The 17,734-nt window shown below is 41.4% G+C and carries 15 protein-coding genes; 10 read left to right on the top strand and 5 right to left on the bottom strand.

Annotated features, from left to right (window positions below; translation table 11 throughout):
- Positions 1-13: 13 nt before the first annotated feature.
- The 7 genes from ACZ5QH_RS17345 to ACZ5QH_RS17315 all read left to right on the top strand — a co-directional run bounded on the left by ACZ5QH_RS17345 (position 14) and on the right by ACZ5QH_RS17315 (position 7,504).
- Positions 14-535: a cupin domain-containing protein gene (locus ACZ5QH_RS17345; protein ID WP_004717620.1), complete on the top strand. Its 522-nt coding sequence runs from the start codon at positions 14-16 to the stop codon at positions 533-535.
- Positions 536-577: 42 nt separating this feature from the next.
- Entirely contained in the window at positions 578-1,390 is an 813-nt protein-coding gene (locus tag ACZ5QH_RS17340; protein ID WP_303576387.1) for an alpha/beta fold hydrolase, read from the top strand.
- A 20-nt stretch (positions 1,391-1,410) separates the two neighbouring features.
- Positions 1,411-2,205 carry an SDR family oxidoreductase gene (locus ACZ5QH_RS17335; protein ID WP_166781980.1) on the top strand — a complete coding sequence of 265 codons (795 nt, stop codon included), beginning with the start codon at positions 1,411-1,413 and terminating at the stop codon, positions 2,203-2,205.
- Positions 2,206-2,214: 9 nt separating this feature from the next.
- Complete coding sequence (locus tag ACZ5QH_RS17330; protein ID WP_303576386.1) at positions 2,215-3,006, top strand: aspartate dehydrogenase; 792 nt, start codon at positions 2,215-2,217, stop codon at positions 3,004-3,006.
- Positions 3,007-3,018: 12 nt separating this feature from the next.
- Positions 3,019-4,485: an aldehyde dehydrogenase gene (locus ACZ5QH_RS17325; protein WP_303576385.1), complete on the top strand. Its 1,467-nt coding sequence runs from the start codon at positions 3,019-3,021 to the stop codon at positions 4,483-4,485.
- Between the two features lie 38 nt (positions 4,486-4,523).
- Positions 4,524-6,164, top strand: coding sequence for a thiamine pyrophosphate-binding protein (locus tag ACZ5QH_RS17320; RefSeq protein WP_056513148.1), 1,641 nt, complete (start codon positions 4,524-4,526; stop codon positions 6,162-6,164).
- Between the two features lie 146 nt (positions 6,165-6,310).
- Positions 6,311-7,504, top strand: coding sequence for a hypothetical protein (locus tag ACZ5QH_RS17315; RefSeq protein ID WP_303576384.1), 1,194 nt, complete (start codon positions 6,311-6,313; stop codon positions 7,502-7,504).
- 217 nt (positions 7,505-7,721) lie between these two features.
- Here ACZ5QH_RS17315 and ACZ5QH_RS17310 read toward each other — a convergent pair whose 3' ends face one another.
- Entirely contained in the window at positions 7,722-8,606 is an 885-nt protein-coding gene (locus tag ACZ5QH_RS17310) for a dihydrodipicolinate synthase family protein (protein ID WP_004717606.1), read from the bottom strand.
- Between the two features lie 5 nt (positions 8,607-8,611).
- Complete coding sequence (locus ACZ5QH_RS17305; RefSeq protein ID WP_303576383.1) at positions 8,612-9,394, bottom strand: aldolase; 783 nt, start codon at positions 9,392-9,394, stop codon at positions 8,612-8,614.
- A gap of 109 nt (positions 9,395-9,503) precedes the next feature.
- Between ACZ5QH_RS17305 and pdxR (ACZ5QH_RS17300) the strand changes: the two genes are divergently transcribed.
- Positions 9,504-10,934, top strand: a complete 1,431-nt coding sequence (gene pdxR, locus ACZ5QH_RS17300; RefSeq protein ID WP_303576382.1) for a MocR-like pyridoxine biosynthesis transcription factor PdxR — start codon at positions 9,504-9,506, stop codon at positions 10,932-10,934.
- A gap of 101 nt (positions 10,935-11,035) precedes the next feature.
- Here the strand turns inward: pdxR (ACZ5QH_RS17300) and ACZ5QH_RS17295 are convergent, their stop codons facing one another.
- Positions 11,036-11,491 (bottom strand): GNAT family N-acetyltransferase, encoded by a 456-nt coding sequence (locus ACZ5QH_RS17295; RefSeq protein ID WP_303576381.1) that lies wholly within the window; start codon positions 11,489-11,491, stop codon positions 11,036-11,038.
- A 108-nt stretch (positions 11,492-11,599) separates the two neighbouring features.
- Between ACZ5QH_RS17295 and pdxR (ACZ5QH_RS17290) the strand changes: the two genes are divergently transcribed.
- A complete protein-coding gene (gene pdxR / locus ACZ5QH_RS17290) occupies positions 11,600-13,078 on the top strand; it encodes a MocR-like pyridoxine biosynthesis transcription factor PdxR (RefSeq protein WP_303576426.1) in 1,479 nt (492 codons plus the stop codon).
- 146 nt (positions 13,079-13,224) lie between these two features.
- Entirely contained in the window at positions 13,225-15,552 is a 2,328-nt protein-coding gene (locus ACZ5QH_RS17285) for a TonB-dependent receptor domain-containing protein (RefSeq protein ID WP_303576380.1), read from the top strand.
- Positions 15,553-15,764: 212 nt separating this feature from the next.
- On the opposite strand, the gene ACZ5QH_RS17280 is transcribed toward ACZ5QH_RS17285, so the two are convergent.
- Both ACZ5QH_RS17280 and ACZ5QH_RS17275 read right to left on the bottom strand, forming a co-directional pair.
- Positions 15,765-16,139: a hypothetical protein gene (locus ACZ5QH_RS17280; RefSeq protein ID WP_167321156.1), complete on the bottom strand. Its 375-nt coding sequence runs from the start codon at positions 16,137-16,139 to the stop codon at positions 15,765-15,767.
- A 370-nt stretch (positions 16,140-16,509) separates the two neighbouring features.
- Positions 16,510-17,718, bottom strand: coding sequence for an MFS transporter (locus ACZ5QH_RS17275; protein WP_303576379.1), 1,209 nt, complete (start codon positions 17,716-17,718; stop codon positions 16,510-16,512).
- Between the last annotated feature and the right edge of the window lie 16 nt (positions 17,719-17,734).

Here is a 17,734-nt window from a genome sequence, read left to right as displayed (position 1 = left end):
TAGGAGTTAAAACATGACTACTCAACAATTCGAATCATGGTCACAGCCTGAAGGTACAAGCTTACAAGATTGGTTAAATACCCGTATCGCACGTTTTGAAACACGTAAATATGATTTTGATGCCTTGAAGTTCCAAGCGGACTATGACCCAAAATATCGCCGTGCCCAAATGCGTTATATGGGTACGGGTGCAACAGGTGTAGTCAATGATGGCAACACCGTTCCAGCAGAAAACTTCACTTTTTCAACCATGGTTTTACCTCCGCAGTGCGAAGGGCCTTTGCATATTCATCATGATGTTGAGGAAGTGTTTTTTATGTTGCGTGGTGAGATTGACCTGTTTATCGAACATAACGGTGAGAAATTTCAAACCAAACTTAAAGAGCGAGACCTGATTTCAATTCCACCTGGAATTTACCGTGGCTTGTTTAATCCGGGTCAGGAAGATGCCTTGATGTGTGTGATGTTAGGTGCGGGTAAACCGACTATTCCGAACTATCCACCAGAACATCCATTGTCGCAAATCAAACGTTGATTGAATCGACAAAGCCCAGCTTTACAGCAAAGGAATTCAGCGATGACATTGCTTGATCGATTAGCCAAATATCCAGTCAAAACCATTGTAGTGGATGGTCAAGTACACGCCTATCGTGAGGCAGGTCAAGGCCAGCCGTTGATTTTGCTACATGGAATTAGTTCGGGTTCTGCTTCATGGATCAACCAACTTGATGTACTAAATCAGTCTTTTCGTGTGATTGCTTGGGATGCACCAGGTTATGGCTTATCAGAAGGTTTAAATACAGCGCAACCGAATGCAGAAGATTATGCACAACGTTTGTTGGGTTTAATCGATGCTTTGGCAATTCCGCAAGCCATTCTGGTTGGTCATTCCCTTGGGGCTTTACAGGCCAGTGCTTTTGCTCATCTTTATCCTGAACGTGTACAGACTTTGCTGATTGCCAATGTGGCACAAGGTTATCAACGTTCAGATGAGGAAAGCAAAACACAGGTTTATCAAAAACGACCAATGCTGTTGAAAAGCTTAGGTCATGCAGGCATGGCGGCAAGTCGTGGACCGCATTTAATATTTAAACAAGATGCTCAAGCTTTGGCTTTGGTCACAGCGGTGATGCAGGATTTGACCCTAGACGGTTTTACCCATGCATCGTATTTGTTGGCCTATGACGAAATTAGAAATTATTTAACAGATATTCGTGTTCCTTGCGTCGTGATTGCAGGCGATCAGGACCAAATTACACCTGCACAAGGTATCCAAGACCTTGCCGCAGAAATGCAATTGAGCCGATGTCATCTGATTACAGATGCAGGTCATCTGAGTTATGTCGATCAACCACAACAGTTTAACGACATTATTTTATCGGCACGTTAAGACTCAAACGAGAGAAAAATATGAGCTTCCAAGTTGAAGGAAAAGTAGCAGTAGTAACAGGTGGCTCGTCAGGCATTGGTTTGGCTGCTGTCGAAATTTTAGTTGCAGAAGGTGCCAAAGTGGCATGGTGTGGTCGGGATGAACAGCGTCTAGCAGAATCAAAAAATTATATTTTGGAAAAGTATCCGCAAGCCCATATTTTTACTCAAGCCTGCAATGTTTTAGACAAACAAGATGTAAAACGCTTTGCACAACAGGTCAATCAAAATTTAGGCAATGTCGACATGTTGATCAATAACGCAGGTCAAGGGCGTGTATCCAATTTTGAAGACACCCAAGATGAAGATTGGATGAAAGAAATTGAATTGAAGTATTTCAGTGTCTTGCATCCTGTTCGTGCATTTTTAGATGATTTAAAAAACTCGGCATGTGGATCAATCACCAATGTCAATTCCCTACTGGCCTTGCAACCTGAACCACACATGATCGCGACTTCATCGGCACGCGCCGCTTTGCTGAATTTAACCCACTCCTTAGCGCATGAATTTAGCCAATATGGGATTCGGGTGAATTCAATTTTATTGGGCATGGTGGAGTCAGCACAGTGGAAACGCCGTTTTGAAACACGTTCAGATAGCCAAGCGTCATGGGAACAGTGGACAGGCAATATTGCAAAAAACCGTGGTATTCCAATGCAACGTCTAGGTAAACCTGAAGAACCAGCACACGCTTTGGTGTTCTTGGCTTCACCATTGGCATCCTATACCACGGGTGCAGCCTTGGATGTCTCCGGTGGATTTAACAAACATTTATAAGGTGTGCCCATGAAACAGTTGATGATGATTGGTTTCGGTGCAATGGCAGCAGAAGTGTATGCACATATGCCACAAGATTTACAGCTTAAATGGATTGTGGTGCCTGCACGCAGTGTTGAAAAAGTACAGGCACAAGTATCCGCTCAGGTACAGGTGATTAGTTCGATTGATCAATGCCTTGGCACGCCTGATTATGTGATTGAAGTGGCAGGCCAAGCGGCGGTAAAAGAACATGCCCAAAAGGTGTTAGCCAAAGGTTGGACCATTGGTCTGATTTCAGTGGGAACCTTAGCCGATAGCGAATTTTTCTCTCAACTGAAACAGACTGCGGAACAACACGATGCCCATCTACATCTTTTAGCGGGTGCGATTGCGGGGATCGATGGTATCTCTGCGGCAAAAGAAGGTGGTTTGGAAAAGGTCACCTATAAAGGCTGTAAAAGCCCGAAGAGTTGGCGTGGCAGTTATGCTGAACAATTGGTTGATCTCGATCAGGTCAGTGAAGCTATGGTTTTTTTTCGTGGTACAGCCAGAGAAGCAGCACTGAAGTTTCCAGCCAATGCCAATGTTGCAGCAACCATTGCACTCGCAGGTTTAGGCATGGATGAAACCATGGTTGAGCTTACGGTTGATCCAAAAACCAATAAAAACAAGCACACCATTGTGGCAGAAGGCGTGTTTGGTGAAATGACCATTGAATTGGTGGGTGTGCCTTTGGCAAGTAATCCCAAAACCTCAACTTTGGCTGCGCTTAGCGTGATTCGTGCATGTCGCAATAGCGTTGAAGCAATTCAGATTTAAAAGGATTTGATCATGGTAAAGGAAATTTATATCGCAGGTGAATGGCGATTAGGTAAAGGCAATACGATTCAAAGTCTGTTTCCAGCAGATCAATCTGTAAATGCTGAAATTTCTACAGCGAGTTTAGATGATGTCAATGAAGCAATTGAAAAAGCAGATTTGGCATGGCGACAAGCAGGCTGGCGCAATAGCATGCCACATGAACGTGCGCGTATTTTGTATAAAGTGGCAGAGATTATTGAAGCGCGTGTAGATGAGCTTGCAAAATTACAAACCCGTGATAATGGTAAGCCACTGGCTGAAACACGTGGTTTAGTGATGAGTGCTGCCGCGACAGCACGCTATGTTGCCGCAGCATGTGAAACGCTGAATGATGAACTCACCACACAACGTGCGGCTGACTTTATGACCATGAGTGTGCATGAACCTGTCGGTGTGGTGGCCGCGATTACACCGTGGAATTCACCGATTGCCAGTGAAGTTCAAAAACTTGCCCCTGCGATTGCTGCTGGAAATGCGGTGATCCTTAAACCGGCAGAGGCAACGTCTTTAATTGCCTTGGAACTCGCCAAAATCTTTGAACAAGCAGGACTGCCAAAAGGCTTACTCAGTGTTTTAGTGGGGCGTGGTTCTGTAATTGGTGATGCCATCGTAAAGCATCCTTTGGTCCGCAAAATTTCATTTACTGGCGGAACCACTACAGGGCGTCATTTGGCTCATCTTGCCGCAGATAAATTGATTACCACCTCATTAGAGCTTGGTGGAAAATCCCCTACGATTGTTATGCCTGATGCAGATATTGAATTGGCTGCTAAAGGTGTGGCTTATGGGATCTTTAGTTCCGCAGGACAAGCCTGTATTGCAGGTTCACGACTCTTCGTGCATCACGGTATTTACGATCAGTTCCTTAAGCGTTTGGTTGAAATTACCAAAGCTTTACGAGTGGGACATCCAGAAACAGCGGGTGTACATTTGGGCTCTTTAATTAATCCAAAGCATTTGGCTTCTGTCGATGCCTATGTGCAATTGGCCAAGCAAGAAGGTGGTCAAGTTATAGTGGGTGGTCAAGCGCTGACGGATGGTGATTTGGCGAAAGGAAGTTATTACTTACCGACCATCATCACGGGCTTAAATAATACTGCACAAACCTGTCAAGAAGAGATTTTTGGTCCGGTCTTGGTGGTGATGAAGTATCACGATGAAGCTGATTTAATCACCCAAGCCAACGACAGTTGTTTTGGGCTTGCAGCAGGAATCTGGACTGAAAATTACCGTAAAGCTTGGCAAATTGCGCGGGCTTTGGAAGTCGGTACAGTCTGGATTAATACCTATAAAAAATTCTCTATTTCGGCACCGTTTGGTGGCTTTAAAGAAAGTGGTATCGGGCGTGAAAAAGGGCGTTTAGGTATTTTGTCTTATATGCAGCAAAAAAGTATTTATATGGGATTAAGCGAACAGCCAAATCCTTGGTGTGAATAATAAATTCATGGAATGAAAAAGTTTTTGAGGAATAAACAATGACAGAACGTGTAAATGTAGGCGAAGCAATCGCGCGTGTTTTAGAAGCACACCAAGTGGAAAGTATCTATGGGGTGATTTCAATTCATAACCTACCAATTGCAGATGCCGTAGGGCGTCGTGAAAAAATTCGTTTTGTGGCAGCGCGTGGCGAAGCAGGTGCAGTCACCATGGCAGATGGTCACTCACGCTTTAAAGGTTTAGGGGTTGCTTTGACCAGTACCGGTGCAGGGGCAGGCAATGCAGTAGGCTCATTGATTGAAGCGATGAATGCTGGGAGTCCTGTGTTGCATTTAACTGGGCAAGTTGAACGTGAATATCTTGATCGTGATGCCAGCTTTATCCATGAAACCAAAGATCAACTGACCTTCTTACGTGCTTCAAGCAAAGCTGCATTTCGTATTACTAGCCCAGACAATGCAGTGGGTGTAATTCGTGAAGCAATTCGTGTTGCAACCACAGTACCGATGGGGCCTGTAAGCGTTGAGCTCCCGATTGATGTGCAAGCTGCAGAAATTGACTTGCCATTGAATTTAGGTCCTGTCAAAGCGCTTGAATTACCGCAGGCTGAGCAAGTTGAAATTGATTTAATTGTTGAAGAAGTTAAAAAAGCCAAACGCCCCATCTTCTGGATTGGTGGTGGCACGTTAAATAGTGTTGATGAAGTGAAAGCTATTGCAGATCTTGGGATTCCTGTTGTTTCTTCGACCCATGCCCGTGGTGTGTTAGCGGATGAGCATCCACGCAGTTTAGGTGCATTCCATAACTCAGCAGGGGTTGAGCAACTGTTAAAACAGGCTGACTTATTGGTGGTAGTGGGCTCGCGTTTACGCAGCAATGAAACCAAAACCTATTCGGTGCAGTTCCCTGATAATCTGATTCAGATTGATGCCAATCCAGTGGCGCAGCAACGTAATTATAAAGTTCGTAACTTCATTTGTGCTGATGCCAAAGATGTATTACAACGTGTGCTCACAGGGCTAAGTGGTATCTCAAAAGTTGATGCAGATTATGATGCAGCGGTTGTTGCAGCAAAACAGTCCGCTATTGAGGCACTGCGTACTCAGCTGGATCAATATGCACTGATCTGTGATCACTTACGTGCGGCACTGCCACAAGACGGTATCTTTGTACGTGACATTACCATGTCAGGCAGTACTTGGGGCAGCCGACTATTTCCAGTACAAGCACCGAATCAAAATATTCACTCACTTGCTGGGGCAATTGGTCTTGGTTTAGCCACGGCAATTGGCGCTTCTATTGCCAATCCAGATAAAAAAGTGATTGGTCTCGTGGGCGATGGTGGTTTGATGCTCGGTATCGGTGAGATTGCCACCATGGCGCAAGAAAATACCAACATGGTGCTAATGATCATGAACGATGGTGGTTATGGCGTAATGCGTGGTATCCAAAAGAATTACTTTGGTGGGCGTCAATATTTCAACGAGTTGCATACCCCTGATTATAAAGTCTTAGGGGAAGCAATGGGAGTGAAAAGCTGGAAAGTGGGCAGTGCAGATGAGTTTAAAAGCGTGATTCAACAAGCGGTCGACTTTCAAGGGCCAAGTGTGATCGAATTGGATATGAATTCGATTGGACCACTGAACTTTGCAGGACCGCCGCAGAAAAAACTCTATTAAAACCAGTTGAACATTCGATGCTGGCATCGGATGTTCAGCAAAATCTCCGGCAAATTTTTTTTTGCTCAAAATACAATAAAAACTATGTTTTATAGGTAAAACAAAAGTCCAACAGGATCGTTGGAACACAAGGGAAGGACGCAATTATGAAAAAGACAGCTATCGCGATGCTACTTGCAGCATTGTATTTGGGTACCTCATCCAATGTTTTGGCGCAAAGCTCAGCATTAGAATGGAAAAGTGAAGATGAGACGGACTCTATAAAATTGGGTGGCGTGGTGCGATTAAACCAACGCTATGAAAATTGGGAAGGACCGAATGATGGCTTTGGCAAACTCTATTTTGATATTTTTAGAGTTGATGTCAAAGGTAAATTTGACGATGCCTATTTTAATGCAAGCTACTTGTTTCAAGACCAAGAGAAACGCTCGATCGAAAAAGCTTACGTGGGTTACAATTTAGATCAACAGAATAGTCTAGAAGCCGGCTTTGTATATAAACCTTTTGCGATTTATCCTTATCCGCAAAATGGTTGGACTTACCATATTCCATTCTTTTTGGGCTATGGCAATAACATTGCACCAGGTTTGAACTGGAATTTTCATAATCAGGACTGGGATGTAAAACTGGGCTATTACCCAGAAATGCTGGCAACCAATCTGCGCTATTCGCCGGAAAGTGCCACTTATGATGATCTTGCCGACAATGCATTTCCAAGTCAAAAAGCCTATCAAAATGAAAAGCGCCATCAATTCAATACGCGGATTGTGCGCAAGTTAGACACCAAGGTGGGTAAGCAGGAAGTCGGGGTATCTGGGGCAATTGCGCAATTGCATAATAAAACCACCGATAAAAATGGCCAATATTATGCAGTAGGGGTGCATAGCGATAACAATTACAAACGCTTTAATTTACAAAGCTCTGTGATTCATTATCAATATGATGCAAAGAACCCTGACGGGGTCAATAATGATATGACTTTAATGGGGAATAACGGATTTACCCCTGCTTATTTTATTGCCTCTGAAGCGACAGTTGCCAGTTTAAATCTTGCCTATACCTTACCTATGCAAAATATGGGCAAACTCAAAGCGATCCGTTTCTACAATGATTATAGTTATATGGATAAAAAACGTGATGATTGGTCGGATTCTCAAATGAATACCACTGGGATGATGTTTATTGCGTCACCCTTTATGGTGTGGACTGATTATACTTGGGGGAAAAATGCCAATATTATTGGCGGTGCAATGAATTCAACTGGTTTTAGCTCGACCGTTTCACCCTATAGTGACCAATGGTTGTATCGGATCAATTTAAACCTTGGATTTAGTTTTTAGAAAGCTAATTTGGGAATTGATCTGTTTGTTATGCCGATATTTGGAATGGCAATAACTGCTTTGTTGCATTTAGATTTAAACACCGCTGGATGACATTTACTCATCATTTGAGTATTTGTCAAATGAGTATCTGTCAAAGCAGCGGATCGGCTGTGTATGCAACAAAGCATGTTTATCGGATCAATTTTATAACTTCACAAGCGCATACGACGATCGTTTACGCTTGTTTTGCTAAGGCCATCAACGACTTTAATTGCTGAACTTCCAGTGGGGTGGCATGTTGTAACGGTTTTCTTGGTTCACCTACAGAAAAACCTAATTCATTTAAACCTGCTTTGACTGTTTTCGGTAGGCCGCCTTGTACAATAAAGCGCAACAAAGGCAATTGACGATAAAACAAGGCTTTGGCGTGGTCTAAATCACCATCTTTGACTGCCTGATATAACTGACTTGGTAGCTGACCGAGTAGATTTGGCGCCACAGTACACCAACCACTTGCACCTGCACAAAATGCTTCAAGCGCCAAAGGATTACAGCCATTATAAAAGGGCAACTGTCCTTGAGATAATTCATGAAATTTATGCATGCGCTGAATATCACCCGTACTGTCTTTAACCATGCAAATATTCTCAATTTCTTGAAACATTTTCACGATCAATTCTGGTGACATATCTACGCCACTGGTTGCAGGGTTGTTATAGACCATGATCGGCAGTTTGGTCGATGCGGCAATTTGCTGATAATAATCATAGATTTCTTGATCATTGAGTTTCCAGTAAGATACTGGGATCACCATAATTAGATCAGCGCCAAGCTCCTCGGCTTTTTGGGCTTTTTGAATTGCCATCGCCGTTGTGAGTTCAGAAATTCCCAACATGACCGGGACACGGTGATTAACGACTTCGATACTTTTTTGTGCGACTTGTTGCCATTCTTGCCAAGATAAATAAGCACTTTCTCCAGCACTGCCCAATGGCACAATCGCATTACATTGTTGTTCTAGCAGAGCATTTAATGTGATGGTCAGTGCATCAACATCGACAGCTTGTGTGTCTGGGTGAAATGGTGTGATTGGGTATGCAATAATGCCTTCTAATTTCATTTTCATTACTCCTCGATACAGTCCGCATGATTTTTTAAAGCTTTACGCGCATAGTAGGCAAAATTGACATTATTACGCTTGTTGGTAGAGACCCAGTCATGAGCTTCTTTTGCCAGTTCATGTGGGATAGGTTGAATTTGTCCAGCAGCCATTGCCAAAAGCTGAAGGCGGGCAGCGCGTTCAATTAAAATGGCTAAGTTGCAAGCCTCTTCAATGGTTTTACCTGTCACCAACTGACCATGATGTGACAGCAGTACAGCGCGGTTTTTACCTAAGGCTTCTGAAATAAAAATACCTTCTTCATTGCCGACTGGGACTCCCGGCCACTCTTCCACAAAAGAACAGTCTTCATATAAAGCGCAGGTATCCATTTGTGCGATTGCTAAAGGCACACGGAGCATCGACAACGCTGCAATATGTGTTGGATGGGTATGGATAATGCAATTCACTTCAGGATGTTGTTTATAAATCCATGTATGAAAGCGATTTGCAGGATTTGCCATGCCTTGTTGATCAAGTGGCTTTAGATCTTCATCAACTTCCAATAAGTTTTGCGCGGTAATTTCATCAAAGCCGAGACCAAAACGCTGGGTAATAAAGCTATTGCCTTGCGTGGTACGACAAGTGATTTGTCCCGCTAAGCCAGCATCATGGCCGTGGTCAAATAAAATACGGCAGGTTAATGCCAACTTTTGTCGATCTGTGTAGTTTGAATCTTGAATAAATTGCTGCATATTTTGCTGCGCATTTTGCATCAATTGCTGTTTATCTAGTTGTGCCGTTTGCATAAATAAAACCTCTCGCTGAGTTGATTTTCACATCGCCTAAGTACAGAATAAAAATTTTGTGGATGGATTAAAATATCCAGTTTCTAAAACTTATATGGGCCAGAGAGTTATGCGTCAGCCTTGGAAAATTCGGTTACATTTAGAAGATCGTGAAGAAAAGACCCTTTTTTTAAAGTTGGCAAATCAGATTATTCAAGAGATTTTATCTGGCAGAATTACTCAGGCAACACGCTTGCCAGGTTCACGTACACTGGCGGATGAACTCGGGATTAACCGAAAAACCGTACAATCGGTATATGAAGATTTGGAGGCACAGGGTTGGCTGGTTTCAAAAGCTAGACAAGGCACCTTTGTCTCTGAGAATTTACCGGACTTAAAAGCGCAGTCATCGCCTACACTTGATCAACCTAATTCCACACCCGTTTTACCAACTCAGGTCCTGATCAAAAATGATGGTGTGCCAGATAATCGGCTGATCCCGTATGAATTGTTTTCACGGGCTTATCGGCATGCATTGATTCAAGTAACACGTCATCAAACCATGGGATATGGAGATCCGCAGGGCAGTTTAGAACTTCGTCAAGCCTTATTAAAGATGTTGTCTATGGAGCGTTTTATACAGACCTCTATGGAAAATATTTGTGTGGTTCGTGGCAGTCAAATGGGGATTTTTCTAGCTGCGCGGGTTCTGGCTCAACATCAGCCTCAGCGTCATATTATTGTGGTAGAGCAATGGGCTTACCCACCTGCAGTGGAAACATTCCTGTCTAATCATTATCAAATTATTCGCGTGCGTTTGGATAAGCATGGTCTAGATACCGATCATTTAACTGAAATTTTGTCCAGCCATGCGGTTGCTGCGGTCTACACCACACCTCATCATCAATATCCAACGACAGTGACGATGTCTATGGATCGAAGATTAAAGCTGTTAGAGCTGTCTAAAGCCTTTGATTTTTATATTATTGAAGATGATTATGACCATGAGTTTCATTATGACAGTCGCCCCATTCCGCCGTTAATTAGCTTACCAGCTGCAGACAAAGTAATTCATATCGGCTCTTTGTCTAAAGTGTTTGCGCCCAGTTTAAGAATTGGTTATGTGGTGACCAATGTGCAAATTATTCAGGCGATGAAACAAGACATTTTGCTGATCGATAAACAGGGCAATGCGATTACTGAATTGGCAATGGCTGAACTGATGCAGCAGGGTGAAATTAAGCGGCATATCCGTAAAATGCGTAAGATTTATCAGCAACGTAGAGATTTTGCTGTGAGGGCTTTTCAGCAAACTTTTGAGGAGTGGGTTGAAATAGCGCCACCTGCAGGCGGCATGGCGTTGTGGGTAAAGTTTAAGTTACCTTTTCAACAGCAGTTTTTAATGGTTTTAAAACAATTACATATTGATTCTGAATATGATTTTGGTTCGGTATGGCATCATTCTGATTACAGTTTTTATATTCGTTTTGGTTTTGCAGCCCTGACCGAATTGGAAATCCGTCAAACTGTTGAAAAGTTGTATCAGGTTTTTGTGAGCTGATGATGCTCAATAAACTTAGAAAGTATCTTGAATCTTGTTGCACTGACTTTAGAACGGTTTAAGCAAAAACCAGAAGCATTGTGTTTCTGGTTTTTTATGGATTAATTTAAAGTCATACGATATTCAATGACCCCTGGTTTTTCAGCGATCCAGTCATAGAGTTTTTGCGCAGTTTGATTGCTTTGTTGCGTGTGCCAATACAAGCGCGCGCAGGGTTGAACAATCGCTTGCTTTTGTACATATTCAATCAGGCGCTTGCCTACATGTTGACCTCTTGCCTGTGGAGAAACATATAAGTCTTCAAGATAGCAAAAGTTGGCCTCGGCCCATGTCGAGCGATGGATCACATAATGTACAAAGCCGAGAACATGCTCACCTTGTTTAGCAACAGCACAATATATCGGTTCTTGATCATCAAAAAAACGTTGCCAAGTGGTTTGCGTAACAGTATTGGATAAAGCCACTTGGTAAAAGTCTTGATAAGCCAGCCAATACTCCACCCATTGTTTATAGTCTTGTTGTACAACAGGCACAATTTGAACCACTAAATTTTCCACAGGTATTCTCCAGTCATCGGGAAAGAAAGAGGAGAAAAGAGTTTAAGTGTGATTGTGGTATTGAAATAAGATACACTTTGAGTGTTTTTAACAGTACCAGTTTTACTTATGGCGACAGCAGCATCGGCTTATTTCCCTCATTTAATCTTGCCTAAAGGGGTGATTAAAGAGGGTTTATATAGTGTTTTACGTGATGCAATTTTAGATGGCCGACTGGCTTCTGGAACCAAACTGCCCTCTAGTCGTGTCTTGGCGGAAATGATGTCGATTTCTAGAAATTCAGTCTTGGCTGCAATGGATCGTTTACTGGATGAAGGCTATGTTGTGACCAAGCCAAGCTCTGGTACATATGTCGCTGAGCTGATTCCTGACCAATTAATTTCTATACCAGAGATAGCGACAAAATCTGCATCTGACGTCTGTCACAAGCTAAATATTAATCCGCATATCGCAAATTTATTACCTGCTTGGCAGAAACAAAATGTATCTGGGCAGGGTGAAAAAATATTTCATGTCGGCGTTGGCTGTACCGATTTATTTCCCCATTCACTTTGGGGGAAATTATTGGGACGTGCTTGGCGGCAGTCTCATCAGCAATTGGGTCAGTTTCATGATTGTCGTGGCTATTTGCCTTTACGTCAGGCTATTTGTGATTATGTTCGTTCTACGCGGGGGCTAAAATGCGATGTACAACAAATTTTGATTGTAAATGGTACCCAACAAGCGATTCATCTTGCAGCTTATGCATTATTACAACCTTTGGATCAGATCTGTTTAGATGAGCCCGGCTATGATGCCGCTTTAAATATTTTTCGGAGTTTTGGCATTCAAGTTCATCCTGTATCAAGTGATCACGAAGGGATGAAAATTGCTGAGATTATTCAGCATTATTCCGAAAGTAAATTCATCTATACCGCACCCTCTCATCAGTTCCCTTTAGGTGGAACACTCAGTTTAAGTCGACGATTGGCCCTATTGGAATGGGCAGCCAGTCAGCAAAAATGGATTTTTGAAGATGATTATAATAGTGAGTTTAGATATGGAACGCACCCAATTCAAGCCTTACAGGGCTTAGACCAACAGCAAAGAGTGATCTATTCGGGTACTTTTTCTAAAATGATGTTCCCTGAGTTTCGGCTTGGATTTATGGTGGTTCCAGAATCGCTGATAGAAACATTGAGTCTGGCAAAATATTATACCGATACGCGGAGTGCTTATTTAGAACAAGCGGCTTTGGCTTTGTTTATCAAAGAGGGGCATTATGCACGCCATGTCCGTAAAGTGCGTAAAGCTTGTCAAGAACGTCAACAGGCATTAATTGCTGCGATTCAACAGTTTCTTGCAGATGTATTGACTGTTCAGCCAACCGACTCAGGGATTCATGTGATTTGTTGGCTAAAAGCCCCATGGACTGAGCAAAGCTTTATTGATCAGTGTCTTGCTATTAATCTGGCTGTTCAGCCTTTATCTCGCTACTGTCAACAGCCTTATGAAAAAGCAGCAGTATTGTTTGGCTATGCAGCGCATACTCCAGATGAGATTAGCATGAATATTCAGAAGCTGGCGCAACAGATCAAGCAGACCTAATACGGCTTCAAGTTTCAGCTTCTATATTTCTTCATTTCCGATATAAATCGCTAGCTGGTTTAGCTGTACACGCATTGATGATAATTGTTGTACATCTGTTTATGTAATGTTATAACATAACAATAAATTACAATCCGGAATCCATGATGCGTCACCATACTTTAGCAATCGCTATTTCTTTACCGGTCTTTCCTGCATATGCGATTGAAAACAAACAACTGACTGTACTTCCAGTGATTCGAGTCAATGCTGAAAATGATCCATTTATCAATCAAAGTATCGTTGTAGAAAATAGAAATGCAGACAATAAAACTTTAGGTGATGCTTTAAAGCATCTTTCTGGAGTACAAAGTAGTGCTTTTGGTCCCAACTCAGGTGCGCCTGTGATTCGCAGTTTGAGTGGAAACCGGGTGCAGATTTTGGAAAATGGTCAGTCTATTTACGGGATGAATAGTATCAGTGGCAATATTAATATCCCTTTTGATCCTTTATTCACTCAATCTGTTACTGTCAATAAATCTTCAGACAGCGTACGTTATGGTGGTAATGCCATTGGCGGAAGTGTGAATATTGATTCTGGTCTAATCGATACAGCGATGCCGAATAAAAGTTCTCAATTAGAGCTTGTAGCGAAAAAGGGCTGGAATGATTTTGATGCCAAAGGCTTTAAACTCAATCTCAATAACCAAAGTAATTTTTCTACCAATGTATTGTTTTCTAGCCAAGATATGTCCGCTTATAAAATTCCGGGAGAGGGTAAAGCGAGCGTATGTAATAGTGGTGTATTTCCAGCGACGGGTGGGGTAAATACAGCATTGGCAGATGCTTGCCAAAAAGAAGCACGCATTCAAAAAAATTATAATACGGCATCACAGCCTTATATTGACCAATTTATGACGGAAAATCCCGATTGGGCAGATGGTTCATTTTCCTTCTATACAGATAAACCTACCTCAGTTTGGAGTGGAAAAACCTATACCAATCCAGTAAACCCTAAATATGTGCCCAATACCCAGCAATATACTGAAAACAAAATTAATAAAGATGTCACACCCAACTATAAAAATAAGCTGGGCAATAGCTATTTAGACAATCAACACTTTGCGATTGGAAGCACTTATTTTCTTAACAATGGACGTATTGGGCTCAGTGCTGATTCAAAAAAAAGTGAATATGGGGTACCCGGATTTTCTCTTGAAAATAAATCTTTTCAATCTACCAGTGACAGCATACCAGTCGGGGTGAAAACAGATCAGCGAAGATATGCCTTAGACAGCGAGTTTAATTTTAGTCCGTTGTTATTGAAACAAATACAATTTGATGTGAGTAAGAGCGTTAATACATCAGGAGAATATTTAGGATCAAAAATGGCCAATAACTATAAATTTGATACTCAACAGGCTGAATTATTACTGAAGCATAGACCTGTTGAATTTTGGAATGGTTTTATTGGCTTTAATCAGATTGATCGTAAAGTGGAAGGGCATGGAAATTTACGTTATTTACCGAATATCAATACACAAACACAAGCCGTGTTTATCAAGGAAAAATTAGACTTTGATTGGCTAGAACTCGATGCTGGTTATCGTAACGAAAAGGTTGAACATAAAATTCAAAAAAGTGATTTTGTGCCATCCAGAAACTCACCGAATACAAAACTCACCGATACGAAATTTAATCTTGAAAGCTATAGTTTCGGTTCATACCTAAAATATAATGATCTATTGGGTTTAAAGCTGCGTTATTCAGTATCAGATAGAGCACCTGAAATTAATGAACTTTATGCCAGTCATCCACATTATTCAATTATGTTACAAGAAGAAGGTAACCAAAAACTCAAAGAAGAACAGTCCAAAAATCTTGAGTTAACAGGTCTGCTCAATTATAAAAATTTTAATTTTGAAGCGACTGTATATAAGATGAAATATGACAAGTATTTGTATTTGACCCATTCAGGAGCTCAAATGCGTAATCGCTTGCCACTTAAATATTGGACCCAGACAGATGCTGAAATCACTGGATTTGAAATTGATTTAAAACAAAAGTTTGAACTCAATCAGTATGGCAATCTATTGATCTCTGCTTTTGCTGACTTGGTGAAAAATAAAAACCTTAATCCAAACAAAACCAGTTTGGCAAATGATGGAAATTACTTACCCAACATGCCAACGAACCGTTATGGGCTAAACCTTGAATGGAGTAAAAATGATTGGTCAGCGCGCTTATCCAATATTTACTATGATCAAGCTCAGTATTTAGGCAAAAATGTGTCTAAAGAAATTCCATTGCCGTCTTATAACTTGCTGGATCTACAAATTCAAAAACACTTCAAATTACAAAATGCCAATTTTGATGTTTTCCTCAATGGATCTAATTTGTTAAATGAAGATGCACGACCACAGAACTCGCCATTAAAATACATTGCACCACTTCCTGGGCGTGGGGTACAGCTGGGTATAAGTATGAAAATTTAATCGCTTAACTTTTGTTGACTAAGTCTTATATGCTGGATCTTAACTTAAGATTTATTATCGGGGTCAATAAGTTGCTGTTGTCGAGAAGACTTCAAGCAACTTGTTGGCCCCTTTATTTTGATAGATTGAGAGTAACAAATTGATGTCATTAAATTAAAAAATAGTCTATTCGATTCAATCATTACAGCTTGATTTATTGCAGTACCAATTCCTTAACATGCGATGGCTGCTTCACGTTCAAAAATAGATTCAACACTTTCAAATGCCAAATGACAAGCTTGGTTTTGATATTGTCGAGCATAACTGTTTACTGCACTTTCAAGCACTTGTAAAAAATCATTATAATTCTGTTCAAAGTCTAATAAGTCGAGTAAGTCTGATTTTTTGCTGTTATGGCAGTTATATTTTTGAATAAAATCAAGCATTAATTTTTGAATAGGCGCATGGGTAAAATAAATTAAATAAGTTGCTGCCGAACCACAATGCAAACAACCTTGTTCAAGATAAATTTCTTCACTGTTTAACCAGCAGCATTGTAAGGTAAAAAATGCTCGAATCGCTTCAGTCGCTAGAGTAGGCTGTTCCAAAGTGTTCACCAATTTTTCAGATAATGAAATTGATAATCATTATCAATTAAATTTTGCAAAAAGTCTATGTGATAATCGGTAAATTTTTTAAGTGTTGCTGTGAAATAACGGTACAAATTGATGTTTTGTATATTGTTCGCTTCTATATTTTAAAGGTTTTATATTTGCGTGTATTTGTCTTGTTTGGAAAAAATCATGGAGGTTATTTTGGTGTCGATTCAGTGTCTACATTGTGGTGGATTGCGCTCATTATGAGCATGCTTCAGCTATCGTTTAAGAGACGGATCAAATAGCCCAATCAACGATGATGGTGCTGTTTGATCCAATAGATGTTGTCATCGAAGCATGGTGTTAAATGACAGCTTTAAATTTATTGGCTACCCAAACGATGTCCTGATTTAAAACCATTTTTATGCGCAAAAAATACAATAGATAACCCCAATAATGATAAAGCGATGATACAAACAAAAAATGAGTCTATGCCTACCTTTTGCAGCAGGATGCCGCCTAAAATACCGCCCCCTGCAACCGCAAGATTAAACACCGTCACCAGCATGGATTGGGCAATATCTACATTTTCACCTGCGACATCTGCCAACGCAGTTTGTAGTAGGGTTGGTGCACCACCAAAAGTCATTCCCCAAAGTACGATACCTAGCATCACAAGCCAGATGTGATGACTACTCAAGCCCATGAAAAGGGCAGCGATGGCAAAGCCTGTTAAACTGATCAGGGTTAATTTGCGTAATGATCTATCGATCCAAATACCTGTAATCCAAATGCCGAATATTGAAGAAAGGCCAAAAATAAGAAGAATAAGATCAATATGCTCACTCAGCTGTACAGCAGCCAAATAAGGCGAAATAAAGGTATAAAGTATGTTGTGTGCCAAAATCCAAACAAAAATAACCGCTAAAATTGCGCCTATACCGGGGTGTACCAAGACGTTGAGAATAGATTGTTGTTTGCTTGCTGGTTGTCCTGCCAAATGAGGAAGGCTTATTTTTATCCAGATGATCAGGATTAAAGCAAGTCCTGAAATCATCCAGAAAACCCCACGCCAGCCAAACAGATTGCCCAACCCAATAGTTAAAGGCACACCCAGACATAATGCGATGGGTTGACCCACTCCAACGATTGCCATCGCTCTGCCTTGCAGATGGGCAGGAACCAGACTTCGAGCATAACCTGCCAAGATACCCCAGATAATTCCAGCAGACATTCCTGCAATAAATCGTGAAATCAGGATGATGATATAGCTGGAAGATAGCGCTGTTAGACTATTGAAGACAAACAAGCCTGTGATTGCCAATAACAATAAAGGTTTTCTTGACCAACTCCGTGTTGCAGCAACCACAGGGATCGCCGCAATGACCGATCCTAAAGCATAAACTGAAATCATTTGCCCTGCTAAAGCTTCAGACACCTCTAAGTCATGACTGATCAATGCCAATAAGCCCGCTGGTATGATTTCCGTCATAATGGTAATAAAACCTGCAACCGTAAATGCCAATAATTTCCAAATTGGTAAGCTGGGCGTAGATCGGTTCTGCTCTGATCTGTTGTTGAACTGATTCACGCGCTAAACCTCTGTG

The organism is Acinetobacter sp. Ac8 (assembly GCF_055392545.1).
The sequence above is the reverse complement of the archived record's forward strand: the minus strand, read 5'-3'. Positions and strand labels throughout refer to the sequence as shown.

What these genes read in the sequence shown, in the direction of transcription:
- ACZ5QH_RS17345 (WP_004717620.1), top strand. Translation starts at nt 14, where the DNA reads ATGACTACTCAACAATTCGAATCATGGTCACAGCCTGAAGGTACAAGC.
- ACZ5QH_RS17340 (WP_303576387.1), top strand. Translation starts at nt 578, where the DNA reads ATGACATTGCTTGATCGATTAGCCAAATATCCAGTCAAAACCATTGTA.
- ACZ5QH_RS17335 (WP_166781980.1), top strand. Translation starts at nt 1,411, where the DNA reads ATGAGCTTCCAAGTTGAAGGAAAAGTAGCAGTAGTAACAGGTGGCTCG.
- ACZ5QH_RS17330 (WP_303576386.1), top strand. Translation starts at nt 2,215, where the DNA reads ATGAAACAGTTGATGATGATTGGTTTCGGTGCAATGGCAGCAGAAGTG.
- ACZ5QH_RS17325 (WP_303576385.1), top strand. Translation starts at nt 3,019, where the DNA reads ATGGTAAAGGAAATTTATATCGCAGGTGAATGGCGATTAGGTAAAGGC.
- ACZ5QH_RS17320 (WP_056513148.1), top strand. Translation starts at nt 4,524, where the DNA reads ATGACAGAACGTGTAAATGTAGGCGAAGCAATCGCGCGTGTTTTAGAA.
- ACZ5QH_RS17315 (WP_303576384.1), top strand. Translation starts at nt 6,311, where the DNA reads ATGAAAAAGACAGCTATCGCGATGCTACTTGCAGCATTGTATTTGGGT.
- ACZ5QH_RS17310 (WP_004717606.1), bottom strand. Translation starts at nt 8,606, where the DNA reads ATGAAATTAGAAGGCATTATTGCATACCCAATCACACCATTTCACCCA.
- ACZ5QH_RS17305 (WP_303576383.1), bottom strand. Translation starts at nt 9,394, where the DNA reads ATGCAAACGGCACAACTAGATAAACAGCAATTGATGCAAAATGCGCAG.
- pdxR (WP_303576382.1), top strand. Translation starts at nt 9,504, where the DNA reads ATGCGTCAGCCTTGGAAAATTCGGTTACATTTAGAAGATCGTGAAGAA.
- pdxR (WP_303576426.1), top strand. Translation starts at nt 11,600, where the DNA reads ATGGCGACAGCAGCATCGGCTTATTTCCCTCATTTAATCTTGCCTAAA.
- ACZ5QH_RS17285 (WP_303576380.1), top strand. Translation starts at nt 13,225, where the DNA reads ATGCGTCACCATACTTTAGCAATCGCTATTTCTTTACCGGTCTTTCCT.